Below are 14,109 nucleotides of genomic sequence, written 5' to 3'. Positions count from 1 at the left end.
TTGTGGACCCCCCCCCGCCCACCATCGACTACCGCACTTATCAGCCTCTGGTGCTACTTGTCTTATGGGGGGGGGGGGGGGGGCGCCGGGGGGGCCCGGCGCGGCCCCCCCCCCCCAGAAGCCGCAAGGCGGTGCCGCTGGCATCACCGGCACCGCCTTCCCGGCCCGCCCGCCTCAGCACGAGCAGCTCAGAACCCCTGGCCCGTCCCGATGCCCGAAGGGAGCCCTCCCGATGCACCAACGCCAAAGCCGCCGCCGACTGCCCGCGGGGCGGTTCGGACGCGGCGGCTTCGGCGCCGGGCAGCAGGCCTTCCAGCAGGCCTTACAGCGCCAACCGGCGCCAGAGCACCGGGAGTTCCTTGGTGGCCACGGTGCGCTGACGAGGACGGCGATCGGTGGCGGACGGGTGCTCGGGCAGCGCGGGGATCTGCCGTTCCAGGAGCTTGGACGGCAGTTCGGTGCGGCTGGCGACGTTCAACTTCCGGTACACGCGGGTGAGGTGCTGTTCGACCGTACTGACCGTCACATGGATGCGGCCGCTGATCTCACGGTTGGTGTATCCGAGCGCAGCAAGGACGGCGACCCGGCTCTCCGCGTCGCTGAGCAGCGAGGCGTAGTCGGCAACCGGGCTGGCAGCGGGGCCGGCGGCGGGCGAGGGGGTGGCAGGGGAGTCGGCGGGCACCGGCTCGTTCTGCGGCACCGCGCCGTCCGCCGCCGCCTGCGGCTCGCCGTCGCCGGCCTCCTGGGCGGCTTGACGCGCCACCAGGCGGGCTCTGGCGTAGTCGCCCAGCTCGTAGTGGGTGGCGGACAGGTCGGCGAAGGCCAGCGCGAGTTCCAGCCGGTCGCCGCAGGCCTGCAGCAGGTCGATCGACTCGCGCAGCAGCGCGGTGCGATGCCGCGGCTGGCTGGTGCCGGCCAGTACCCGCAGGGCGATCGCCCGCGAGCGGGTGCCCAGTGGGTGGCGCTGCCCGACCTGCTCCTCCGCCAGCTCCTTGGCGACCCGGGTTTTGCCGATCCGCAGGTTGGCCTGGGCGAGGTCGGTGCGCCAGGGGATCAGCGGCTGCAGGGCGGGGTTGCGGTCGCGCATCAGGTGCCCGCAGGTCTCGAAGTCGTTCAGCGCCGCGAACGGCCGGTCGGTGGACAGGTAGTGGTGTCCCCGGGCGCGCAGGTACTGGACGCCGAAGCCGGTGTCGAACATGCTGTCCGGCACCTTGCGCCGCAGCAGCTGCGCCGTGGTCTCGTGCCGGCCCATGGCCGTGTTGGCGGAGATCGCCGTCGACAGCGGCAGGCCGATCAGGACACCCCAGGCCTGGGAGTGCAGCAGATCGAGCGCCTCGGTGGCCTTGGCCTCCGCGGTGCCCGGATCGCCCTGCAGCAGGGCGATCTCGGCTCGGACGCTGAGCAGCAGCGCCCGCCAGGTCGTCCACCCGCGCCGCACGGAGTCGCTCAGCAGCGCCTCGCAGACCTCGATCGCGGTCTGGACCTGGCCGGTGAAGGCGATGACCAGCAGAGAGATGACCGTCAGTTCCAGTTTCAGGTCGCTGACCTGGTCGCTCTGCAGGGCCTCGGCCACCTGCGCCACCGACGCGGCGCTGACGTCTCCACCGACCAGCAGGGCCACCGTGGCCCACAGGGTGTTCACCTTGCCCGTGGTGGCCCGTTCCAGGGTGGCTATCTTGGCGAGGTCACCGCCGTGGCTGACCCGGGGCACGCCGTAGAAGCAGTGCCGGACGAACTCCACCTCGGCCAGCACGTGGGCGTCGCCCGGGGCGAGCGAGGCGGCCAGCGAGGTCACGGCCTCGTCGGCGAGGCCGGTCTCGCCCTGCCAGAGCATGTGCCGCACCACGGTGGCCGCGTCCCGCGCGTCCAGGTCCTCGCCCAGCACGTGCCGGTGGAGCGGATTGAGATGCGGGGTCACGGCGGCCGGGTTCACCTGCCACTCCGCCCGCGCCAGCGCGGTGGAGAGGGTGTGCCGTTCCTGCTCGTCCGCGGACTCGCGCAGGGCCAGGCGCAGGTAGCCGGTGGACTGTTCGACGTCGTCCGCGGCCAGCGCCTGCTCGGAGGCCAGCCGCAGCACCGACAAGCCCCAGGGCTCGTCGACCTGGCCCGCGGCCATGAGGTGGTTGGTCACCACGGAAGCGGGCGCCCCGTCCAGATAGAGCAGTCGGGCGATCGCGCCGTGCAGCCGGGAGCGCTCGCCGGGGTCGAGGTCGCTCAACACCGCGTTGGCGGCGACGGGCAGGCGGAAGCGGTACCCGTCGAGCAGGCCGGTGGAGCCCAGCACGTCGACCACGACCTGCACCGCGTCGGGGCTGGTCGACAGCAGCAGCGCGGCGGTCCGGGCGCTGGCGTGCTCGCCGAGCGCGGCCAGCGCCCTGGCGACGGAGAGGTGTCTGGGCTCGCCCCGGTAGAGGAAGGCCAGCACCGCTTGCCGGTAGGCGATGCTCGGGACGGGCTCACCGAGTTCGGTGCCGAACTGGGTGCCGTCGTCCAGCAGGGCGTGCACCAGCATGGGGTTTCCGCCGGTCACCTGGTGGTAGGTGGCGCTGATCTCGGCGGGCAGTGGCCGGTCGGCCTGGGCGGCGAGCATCCGGGCCACGCCCTGCTCGGACAGCGGCGCCAGCCGGACCCGGCGGTGTGGTTGGCGGCTGAGGCCGTCGTGGATGAGCGGGTTCGGCAGCGCGCACTGCTCCCAGCCGGCACAGACCACCGTGATCCGCTTGTTCCTGATCCGCCGCAGGAGGTACAGCAGGGTCTGAAGGGACTGGGTGTCCAGGAGATGGGCGTCGTCGATGAGGATGACCAGAGGCCGTTCTCTGGCCAACTCCAAGATTGATGTGGACACGGCTTGGGGGAGGGTTTCCGGGGCGTATTGTGTGCCGCCGTGGTCCAGTCGACCCGATGCCGTCCGGTATCGGGCACCTGACGCTAAGTTGACTTCGGTATCAGGCTGTAACGAGTCTTCCAGAACATCCGTCGGGAGCTCGCCGCTGTGCAGGAGTTCGCGGATGGCGCTCATCGGCTGGGCCCGCTTCTGAAGGCAGCCGACGGTGGTCAGCAGCCGGGCGCCGGTCCTGCCCGCGGCGTTCGCGAACTCGTGGAGCAGCTCGGTCTTCCCGACCCCCGGGCCGCCGGTGACGATGACAAGCTGCCCTGCTCCGGCGACGCACTCGGCGAACGCGTCGCGTAGGGTCTCAAGCTCTCGATGGCGCTCGAATAGGCGCACCATGACCTCCCCCGTGATGGCCTCCCCCGTGGCCATCATTCTTGGATTGAATCCGCAAAAGACTTTACCGGGGCCGCCCACCCTCACGGATCCCCGGGGGCATTATCTTCGCTGCGCGACGACAAGCCCTGGAAACGCGGAAGTGAAATCTTCTCTACAGCAAAAGGTCGTATGCATGTCATCATTTGAATTGCCCGCCCCCGTCAGCGTTTCACGTGGCGTGGGCGGCGGAGATGGCACTGTTGTCTTGGGATGGTCCAGACCTTCCGGGGTTGGGCCGGCTTGCCGGGACACTCCGGGCCGATCGTGGACTTGTGGCTGTTCAGGGGGTCTCCTCCCGTTCCCCAGAGCCGACTTGACGTTATGTTCGGTTTGCCGACGTTGTCAACATCGACCTCGCCGGATGGTCGGCGGTGGCGATCCGCGCGGGTCCGATGGGGGTGGTCGCCATGTCGGCGGGCCAATCGGCGCGGCATTCGACATGCTTCGGAAAGTGGGGGCCGGTTCACTCCAGGGGGCGGTAGGGGGTGACCCCGACACCCCCTGATCCCTAGCCTCCCAAAGGCGGGGACATGGACCGACGAGCCGGGATCCCGCGTTTCCGAAGGCTTCGATCCCGATCGGATGACTGCGTTGGCGAACAACGAGGACCGACTGCTCGACTATCTCAGGCGAACCACTTCGGATCTGCGCGAGACGCGGCGCAGGCTGCGCGAGTCGGAGTACCGCGCGCACGAGCCGATCGCGATCGTGGGGATGGCCTGCCGGTACCCCGGCGGGGTCGCCACGCCTGAGCAACTGTGGGACCTGGTGGTCGCCGGCGCCGACGCGGTGTCGGACTTCCCGGCCGACCGGGGCTGGGACGTCGAGTCGCTGTACGACCCCGACCCCGCGCGGGCGGGCAAGACCTACGCCCGGACCGGGGCCTTCCTGCACGACGCCGCCGACTTCGACCCGGACTTCTTCGGCATCTCGCCGCGCGAGGCGCTGGCGATGGATCCGCAGCAGCGGCTGCTCCTCGAGATCTCCCACGAGGCCTTCGAGGATGCCGGCATCGCCCCCGCGGCGCTGCGCGGCTCTCGTACCGGCGTCTTCGTCGGCGTCATGTACAACGACTACGCGACCCGGCTGCTCTCGGTGCCGGACGACCTCGACGGCTATCTGGCCAACGGCAGTGCCGCCAGCGTCGCCTCGGGCCGGGTGGCCTACACCTTCGGCCTGGAAGGGCCCGCCGTCACCATCGACACGGCCTGCTCGTCCTCGCTGGTGGCACTGCACTGGGCGGTCAAGGCGCTGCAGTCGGGCGAGTGCACGTTGGCGCTGGCCGGCGGTGTGACCGTGATGTCCACCCCCGAGACCTTCATCGACTTCAGCCGTCAGCGCGGCCTGGCTCCCGACGGCCGCTGCAAGGCCTTCGCCGAGGGTGCCGACGGCACCGGCTGGGGCGAGGGCGCGGGCATGCTGCTGGTCGAGCGGCTCTCCGACGCCCAGCGGCTCGGCCACCGGGTGCTGGCCGTGGTCAAGGGCACCGCGATCAACTCCGACGGAGCCAGCAGCAGGCTCACCGCACCCAACGGCCCCTCCCAGCAGCGGGTGATCAAGCAGGCGTTGGCGAGCGCCGGCGTCTCCCCGGCGGACGTCGACGTGGTCGAGGCGCACGGCACCGGTACCGCGCTGGGCGACCCGATCGAGGCGCAGGCCCTGCTCGCGGCCTACGGTCAGGACCGGCCCGAGGGGCGGCCGCTGTGGCTCGGCTCGATCAAGTCCAACCTCGGGCACACCCAGGCCGCCGCGGGCGTGGCCGGGGTGATCAAGATGGTGCAGGCGATGCGGCACGGCGAACTGCCCAAGACCCTGCACGTGGACCGCCCCTCCACCCAGGTGGACTGGACGGCGGGCGAGGTCCGGCTGCTGACCGAGGCCCAGGAGTGGCCCGAGAGTGGACGGCCCCGGCGAGCGGCGGTCTCCTCGTTCGGGATCAGCGGCACCAACGCGCACGTGGTCCTCGAACAGGCCCCGGCGCTCGAACCGCAGACCGAGGCGGACAGTGAGCCGCGGACCGAGCCGCAGACCGGGGCTCAGGGCGAGGCGGAGACCGCGAAGAGCCAGGCGCAGGTTGCCGAGTCGCAGAGCGCCGACGCCCCGGCGGTGACCCCCGCACCCCGGCTGGACGCCGTGCCGTGGCTCCTGTCGGCACGCACCCCCGAGGCGCTCGCCGAGCAGAAAAGCCGCCTGCGCGCCTGGGTCGAGGCCCGCCCCGAGCTGGACCCGGCCGAGGTGGCCTTCTCGCTGGCCTGCGCCCGCTCCTCCTGGGAGCACCGAGCGGTGGCCGTCGGCAGCTCCACCGAGGAGCTGCTGGCAGCCCTGGCCCTGGCTGCGGGCACCGTGGTCGGTAGCGGGAAGCTGGCGTTCCTCTTCACTGGGCAGGGCTCGCAGCGCCTTGGCATGGGGCGGGAGCTGTACCGGGCGTTCCCGGTCTTCGCGGCCGCCTTCGACGAGGTATCCGCCTTGCTGGATACGGAGTTGGAGACTCCGCTCGCCCGGGTGATCGAGGCGGAGCCGCAGCTGCTGAACCGCACCGACTACGCCCAGGCGGCGATCTTCGCCGTCGAGGTGGCGCTCTTCAGGCTGGTGGAGTCGCTGGGCGTGCGCCCCGACTACCTGGTCGGCCACTCGGTCGGCGAGCTGGCCGCCGCGCACGTCTCCGGCGTGCTGTCGCTGGAGGGCGCGGCCGCCATGGTGCTGGCGCGCGGCGGCCTGATGAGCCGGCTGCCCGCGGGTGGAGCGATGGTGGCGATCCGGGCCGCCGAGGCCGAGGTGCTGCCGCTGCTCTGCGAGCGGGTGGGCCTGGCCGCGGTCAACGGGCCGCGCTCGGTGGTGGTCTCGGGCGAGGAGGAGGCGGTGCTGGCGCTCGCCGCCCGGTTCGAGAAGAGCACCCGCCTGACCGTCTCGCACGCCTTCCACTCCCCGCTGATGGAGCCGATGCAGGCCGAGTTCGCCCTCGTCGCCAAGGCGCAGTCCTACGGCGCGCCGGGCATCCCGATCGTCTCCACCCTGACCGGCGCCCTGGCCGGCGCCGAGGAGCTCGGCTCGCCGGACTACTGGGTCGACCACGTCCGCCGGCCCGTGCGGTTCGAGCCGGCGCTGTGCGCGCTCGGGGCCCTGGGCGTGCGCAGGCTCCTGGAACTGGGACCGGACGCGGTGCTGACCGCCATGGCGCAGGACTGCCTCGACGGTGACCTGGCAGCCGCCGCGACCATGCGCCGCGACTCAGCCGAGACGCGGGAGCTGCTGGGCGGCCTGGGGCGGTTGCACGCCGACGGCGTGCCGGTCGACTGGGCCGCGCTCTTCGAAGGCCGTCGCCCGAACCGGGTCGACCTGCCGCTCTACCCGTTCCAGCGCACCAGGCTCTGGCTGGAGGCCACCGCCGCCGGCGGCGACCCGAGCGGCCTCGGTCAGCTCCCCGTCGAGCACCCGCTGCTGGCCGCGGCGACCGAACTGCCCGACTCGGGCGGGCTGGTGCTGACCGGGAGGCTCTCCCGCTCCGCCCAGCCCTGGCTGGCCGACCACGCCGTGCACGGCACGGTGCTGCTGCCCGGTACGGCCCTGGTGGAGCTGGCGGTCCAGGCCGGCGACCGGGTCGGCTGCGCCCTGCTGGAGGAGTTGACGCTCCAGGCGCCGCTGACCTTGCCGGAGCAGGGCGCGGTGGCGGTGCAGGTCGCGGTCGGCGCTGAGGACGCCGGGCGGCGCACGGTCGCGGTGTACTCCCGGCCCGCGGACGCGCCGGACGCGCCGTGGATTCAGAACGCCGCCGGACTGCTCACCGGCGCCGGCGAGGAGCCGCAGTTCGACCTGCGGGTCTGGCCGCCCGAAGGGGCCGAACCCATCGAGCTGGGCGAGCTCTATCCCAGGCTCATCGGGGTCGGCTACGGCTACGGCGAGGTGTTCCAGGGACTGCGCGCGGCGTGGCGGCGCGGCGAGGACCTGTTCGCCGAGGCCGCCCTGCCCGACCGTGCCCGGGCCGCGGCCGCCGCCTTCGGTCTGCACCCGGCGCTGTTGGACACGGCCCTGCACGTCAACCTGCTCGACCTGGGTGACGGCCAGGCGGTGCTGCCGTTCAGCTGGGGCGGGGTCACCCTGCACGCCGGCGGGGCCGGTGAGTTGCGGCTGCACGTCGCCAAGGCCGGCCAGGACGCAGTCTCGCTGGCGGTCGCGGACGGCACCGGCGCGCCGGTGGCCACCGTCCGCACGCTGGTGGCCCGCCCGGTCTCGGCGGGGCAACTGGCCGCCGGACCAGGGGAGTCGCTCTTCCGCCTGGAGCAGGTTCCGCTCGACCCCACCTCGGCCGAAGCCCTGCCCGCGGACGTCGTGGTCTGCGGCCCCGACGACCTCGCTCTCGGCGTGCCGGTCCACCCGGACCTGGCGTCGATCGAGGCAGCGCCGAGCCTGATCGTCCTGCCGGCGGCCACGGTCGCCGGTGAGGTGCCCGCGGCGGTGCACAGGAGTGTCGGCGAGACCTTCGCCGTCCTCGGGGCCTTCCTCGCCGACCGGCGCTTCGACCACTCCCGGTTGGCGGTGGTGATCCGGGCCGGTGAGCTCGCCCACGCGCCGCTGGCCGGACTGGTGCGGGCCGCCGAGTCGGAGAACCCCGGTCGCTTCCTGCTGGTGGACAGCGACGGCACCGCGGGCCTGGCCGCCGCGCTGGCCTGCGGCGAGCCCGAGGTCGCGGTGCGCGAGGGCGAGCTGTCGGTGCCCAGGCTCGCCAGGGCGAAGCCGGCGCAGCCGCCGCACTTCGACCCCGAGGCGTACGTGCTGATCACCGGCGGCCTCGGCGGCCTGGGGCAGCTGATCGCCCGTCACCTCGCGGGCTCCCACGGCGTCCGGCGGCTGCTGCTGACGAGTCGGCGCGGCGCGGACACCCCCGGCGCGGCCGAGCTGCGGGCCGAGCTCGAAGGGCTCGGCGCCGAGGTCGCGCTGGCGAGCTGCGACGCGGCCGATCGCGGCCAACTCGCGGAGCTGCTGGGCCGCTACCAGGTCGGCGCCGTGGTGCACTCGGCCGGCGTGGTCGACAACGGGATGCTCGCCGCGCTCAGCCCCGAGCAGGTCGAGCGGGTGCTGCGGCCCAAGGTGGACGCCGCCTGGAACCTGCACGAACTCACGCAGGGCCGCGAGCTCAGCGCCTTCGTGCTGTTCTCCTCCACCGCCGGCCTGCTGGTCGGTGGCGGCCAGTCCAACTACGCGGCCGCCAACGCCTTCCTGGACGGCCTCGCGGCCCACCGCAGGGCCGCCGGGCTGCCCGCCGTCTCGATGGCCTGGGGCCTGTGGTCCGAGGTCGGCGGTCTGGCCGACCAGGTGGACGCCGGCGACCTGGAGCGGATGCACCGGATGGGCCTGCCACCGCTGCCCGCCGCCCAGGGCCTGGAGCTGTTCGACGCCGCCCTGGCCGCCGAGGACGCCCTCGTGGTGCCGATGCGCCTGGACGTCGCCGCGGTGCGGGCCAGGACCGACGGCGTCCCGACGCTGCTGCGCGGGCTGGTCCGCGGCGCCTCGCGCCGCGCCGCCGGCGCCGCGGGCACCTCCCGCGCCGATGCGCAGAGCGGATGGCGCGAGCGCCTCGCCCCGCTGCCGGACGCCGACCGCGACCGCCTGCTGCTGGAGTTGGTGCTCACCGGGGTGGCCGCCGTACTCGGCCACACCTCGGCCCAGGCGCTCGACCCGAACAAGGCATTCCAGGAGATGGGCTTCGACTCGCTGGCGGCGGTCGAACTGCGCAACCTGCTCGGGGCGGCCACCGGCCTCTCGCTGCCCGCCACCCTGGTCTTCGACCAGCCGGCACCGGCCGTCCTGACCGCCTACCTCAAGGCCGAACTCGTCCCCGGCCCGGCCGACCAGGCCCGGCTGATGGTCGCCGAGGTCGACCGGCTCGAAGTCGCGCTGACCGCACTGCCGGACCAGGACGGCTCACACGCCCGGATCACCGCGCGCCTCGAAGCGCTGCTGCGGACCTGGCGTGACACCCACAGCACGGGCGGCGAGGCGCCGGACGACTTCGACACCGCCACCGACGAAGAACTCTTCGCGACGATCGACAACGAATCTGGAGTCCAGTGATGGTAGACCCGGCCAACGTCGACAGGCTCCGCGACTACCTGAAGCGGGCCACCAGCGAGCTGGAGCGCACCCGCCGCCGGGTGCGCGAGCTGGAGGAGCTCAACCGCGAGCCGATCGCGATCATCGGGATGGCCTGCCGCTACCCCGGCGGCATCCGCTCGCCCGAGGACCTCTGGCGGATCGTCAGCGAAGGCACCGACGTGATCTCCGGTTTCCCGGTGGACCGCGGGTGGGACGTGGAGAACCTCTACGACCCCGAGGTCGGCAAGCCCGGTAAGAGCTACGTGCGCCAGGGCGGCTTCCTGCACGACGCCGCCGAGTGCGACCCCGCGTTCTTCGGCATCAGCCCCAAGGACGCGCCCGGCACCGACCCGCAGCAGCGGATGCTGCTCGAGACCTCCTGGGAGGCTTTCGAGCGGGCCGGGATCGACCCGCAGTCGATGAAGGGCACCCCGACCGGCGTCTTCGTCGGCCTGATGCACCACGACTACGTGGGCGGCACCATCTCCGGCAGCATCGTCTCGGGCCGGATCGCCTACACGCTGGGCCTCGAGGGACCCGCGGTCACCATGGACACCGCGTGCTCCGCATCGCTGGTGGCCCTGCACCAGGCGACCCAGTCGCTGCGCCGCGGCGAGTGCGAGTTCGCCCTGGTCGGCGGTGCCGCGGTGATGGCCAGCCCCGAGATGTTCATCGAGTTCAGCGAGCGGCGGGCGCTGTCGGCCGACGGGCGCTGCAAGTCCTTCTCCGAGGACGCGGACGGCGCCGCCTGGTCCGAGGGCGCGGGTGTGCTGCTGGTGGAGCGGCTCTCGGACGCCCGGCGCAAGGGGCACCGGGTGCTCGCCGTGATCCGGGGCAGCGCGATCAACCAGGACGGCGCCTCCAACGGCATGACCGCGCCCAGCGGCCCGGCCCAGATCCGGGTGATCCAGTCGGCGCTGGCCGACGCCCAGTTGTCGCCGAACCAGATCGACGTGGTGGAGGCGCACGGCACCGGCACCAAGCTCGGCGACCCGATCGAGGCCCAGGCGGTCATCGCCGCCTACGGGCAGAACCGGCCCGAGGGCCGGCCGATGTGGCTGGGCTCGATCAAGTCCAACATGGGCCACCCACAGGCCGCCGCCGGAGTGGCAGGCGTGATCAAGATGGTCATGGCGATGCGCCACGGGGTGCTGCCCAAGTCGCTGCACTCCGAGCGCCGCACCTCCGCAGTGGACTGGTCGGCGGGCGAAGTCGAGCTGCTGACCAAGGCCCGGACGTGGCAGACCTACGGTCAGCCGCGCCGCGCCGCCGTCTCGGGCTTCGGGATCAGCGGCACCAATGCGCACACCATCCTCGAGGAGGCCCCGGCCGAGGAGGTGGCGGAGCGGGCGCCGCGCGCCGCCCTGCCGGCCGTGCCCTGGGTGCTCTCCGCCAAGACCGCAGAGGCGATCAAGGACCAGGCGAGCCGGCTGATCGCCGCGGCCGATGACCTCGACGTGCTGGACGTCGGCTTCTCGCTGGCCACCACCCGCGCCCTGCTCACCCACCGCGCCGCGGTGGTCGGCCACGACCGCGCCGAACTGCTGGAGGGGCTGCGCGCGCTGGCCGAGGGCCGGGAGCTGCCGCAGGTCGCCGCCGGCCCCGGCAAGCTCGCCATGGTCTTCTCCGGTCAGGGCTCCCAGCGCCCCGGCATGGGACGCGAACTGATCGAGAGCTTCACCGAGTTCGCCCGTGCCTTCGACGAGATCTGCGCCGAGTTCGACCAGCACCTGGAGCGGCCGCTGCGTGAGGTGGTGCTGGACACCGAGTCCGAGCTGCTGAACCAGACCGTCTTCACCCAGGCCGGCATCTTCGCCTTCGAGGTCGCGCTCTACCGCCTGCTGGAGTCCTGGGGCATCCGCCCCGACCTGCTCGGCGGGCACTCGATCGGCGAGGTGGTCGCCGCCCACGTCGCCGGTGTGCTCTCGCTGAGCGACGCCGTCACCCTGGTCGCCGCGCGCGGCCGGCTGATGCAGGCGCTGCCCGCCGGCGGCGCGATGGTCGCCATTCGGGCCGGCGAGGCCGAGGTCGCCCCGCTGCTCACCGAGGGCGCCGACCTCGCCGCGGTCAACGGCGAGCGCGCGGTGGTCGTCTCGGGCGACGAGGAGGCGGTGCTCGCGGTTGCCGCCCGGTTCGAGAAGACCACCAGGCTGAAGGTCTCGCACGCGTTCCACTCGCACCGGATGGACGACATGCTGGAGTCCTTCCGGGCCGTGCTCGACAAGCTGGAGTTCCACCAGCCGCAGCTGCCGGTCGTCTCCAACCTGACCGGATCGCTCGCCGACGAGCTGACCTCGCCCGACTACTGGGTGCGCCACGTACGCGAGGTCGTCCGGTTCCACGACGGTGTGCGCACCCTGGCCGCCGAGGGCGTCACCCGGCTGCTGGAGGTGGGCCCCGACTCGGTGCTCACCGGCATGTCCCAGGACATCGTGGCCGAGGTGGTCGCCACCCAGCGCCGCGACCAGGGCGAGGCCAAGGCGCTGCTGACGGCGCTCGGCCGACTGCACGTCAGCGGCCTGAGCCCGGACTGGTCGGCGATGTTCACCGGCGCCCGCGTCGTGGACCTGCCGACCTACCCCTTCCGGCGCGACCGGCACTGGGAGAACGCCCCGTCCATCACGGCGGCCACCGCCCCGGGCCGCGGCGGCGACGAGGGCGGCGAGTTCTGGGAGCTGGTCCGGGAGCAGGACGTGGCCGCGGTCGCCGCCACCCTCGGCGTGGACGACCAGGCCCCGGTGGCCGCGCTGATTCCGGCGCTGGCCTCCTGGTACGACCAGCGGCAGGCCAACTCCACCGTGGACGGCTGGCGTTACCGCGTCGGCTGGCGGATGCTGCCCGGCTCCGAGGACCGCGCCGCCGTGTTCCGCTGGCTGGCCGTGGTCTCCGAGGCCCTGGCCCAGGACCCGTGGGTCGAGGCCGCGCTGACCGCGCTGCGCGAGCGCGGCCACCAGGTCGAGCTGCTCGCCGTGCCCACTGCCGCGCAGCAGCGCACCGCCCTGGCCGAACTGCTCGACGGTCACGGTGCGGTGGACGGCGTGCTCTCCCTGCTGGCGCTCGACACCCGGACCGCCGTGACCGCCGCGCTGATCCAGGCACTCGGCGACGCCGGGATCGAGGCCGGGCTGTGGGCCGTCACCCGGGACGCGATGGCCCACGAGTCCTCGGCCCGCCCGAGCGGATTCAGCCAGGCCGAGGTCTGGGGCCTGGGCCGGGTGGCCGCGCTGGAGCACCCCGGGCGCTGGGGCGGTCTGCTCGACCTGCCCGCCGAGCTCGGCCCGCTCACCCTGGCCCGACTCGCCACCGCGCTCACCGCCTACGGCGACGAGGACCAGCTGGTCCTGCGCGAGTCCGGCCTGTTCGCCCGCCGCCTGGAGCACGCGCCGGCGCGGCCCGGTACCCCGTGGCAGCCCACCGGCACGGTGCTGGTCACCGGCGCCACCGGCGCGGTCGGTGCCCGGGTGGCGAGCTGGCTGGCCGAGCAGGGTGCGGAGCACCTGCTGCTCACCAGCCGCCGCGGTGAGGCGGCGCCCGGCGCCGCCGAACTGCGGCAGGAGCTGGCCGCGACCGGCACCGAGGTCACCTTCGCGGCCTGCGACGCGGCCGACCGCGAGAGCCTGGCCGCGCTGCTGGCCACCGTCCCGGCCGAGCATCCGCTGACCGCCGTGATCCACCTGGCCGGCGTGCTGGACGACGGCGTGCTGGACGCGCTCACCCCCGAGCGCTTCGCCACGGTGCTTCGGCCCAAGGCGCAGGCCGCCCTGAACCTGCACGAGCTCACCGCGGAGCTGGACCTGTCGGCGTTTATCCTCTTCTCCTCGCTCACCGCCACCGTCGGCGGCGCCGGGCAGGCCAACTACGCGGCCGCCAACGCCTTCCTGGACGCGCTGGCCGAGTACCGGCGCGGCGAGGGCCTGGCGGCCTCCTCGATCGCCTGGGGCCTGTGGGGTGGCGGCGGCATGGCCGACCACGACGCCGTGCGTGACGCGGGCCGCAGCCTCGGCATCTCGGCGATGAACCCCGACCAGGCGCTGATCGCGCTGCGCCGGGCGCTGGAGAGCGGCGAGACCACGCTGACCGTGGCCGACGTGGACTGGACCCGGTTCGCGCCCGCCTTCGGCGCCGCCCGGCCCAGCCCGCTGCTGGCCGACCTGCCCGAGGTCCAGGGCCTGGCGGCGTCCGGCGGCGGTGACAACGCGGTCCCCGACGGCTTCGCCCAGAAGCTGGCCGCCCTGACCGGCGGCGAGCGCAAGCGCGCTCTGGTGGACCTGGTCTGCACCCAGGCCGCCACCGTGCTCGGCTACGGCGCGGCCGGCGGGATCGAGCCCAGCACCGCGTTCCGTGACCTCGGCTTCGACTCGCTGACCTCGGTGGACCTGCGCAACCGGCTCAGCACCGCCGCCGGGGTGGCCCTGCCGGCCACGCTGATCTTCGACTACGCGACGCCCGCCGCGTTGGCCGAGCACCTCGGCACCGAGCTGGGCGAGGGCGAGAGCGGCTCCTCGGCCGACGTGCTGCTGGCCGAACTCGACCGGCTGGAGGCCGCGTTCGGCGGGCTGAAGGTCGAGGAGATCGAGCAGGGCCGGTTCACGGCCCGCCTGCAGGCGATGCTCAACGGGCTGACCGAGACCCTGTCCGCCGCCGGCGGCGAGTCGGTCGCGGGGCGGCTGGAGAACGCCTCCGCTGACGACGTCTTCGCCTTCATCGACAACGAGCTCGGCACGGCGTGACGACGTGAGCACGACCGCCGA

The 14,109-nt window shown here is 73.4% G+C and carries 3 protein-coding genes; 2 read left to right on the top strand and 1 reads right to left on the bottom strand.

The features are described from left to right. Positions 1-322: 322 nt before the first annotated feature. Positions 323-3,229, bottom strand: coding sequence for an ATP-binding protein (locus tag ACGF12_RS07375; protein ID WP_393026998.1), 2,907 nt, complete (start codon positions 3,227-3,229; stop codon positions 323-325). 621 nt (positions 3,230-3,850) lie between these two features. On the opposite strand from ACGF12_RS07375, the gene ACGF12_RS07370 reads away from it, so the two are divergent. Beyond that, positions 3,851-9,337, top strand: a complete 5,487-nt coding sequence (locus ACGF12_RS07370) for an SDR family NAD(P)-dependent oxidoreductase (protein ID WP_393026829.1) — start codon at positions 3,851-3,853, stop codon at positions 9,335-9,337. Further along, complete coding sequence (locus tag ACGF12_RS07365; protein ID WP_393026826.1) at positions 9,337-14,088, top strand: type I polyketide synthase; 4,752 nt, start codon at positions 9,337-9,339, stop codon at positions 14,086-14,088. The genes ACGF12_RS07370 and ACGF12_RS07365 overlap by 1 nt, the downstream gene beginning before the upstream one ends. Positions 14,089-14,109: the final 21 nt, after the last annotated feature.

This window comes from Kitasatospora sp. NPDC048296 (assembly GCF_043201815.1).
GTDB lineage: Bacteria > Actinomycetota > Actinomycetes > Streptomycetales > Streptomycetaceae > Kitasatospora.
The sequence above is the reverse complement of the archived record's forward strand: the minus strand, read 5'-3'. Positions and strand labels throughout refer to the sequence as shown.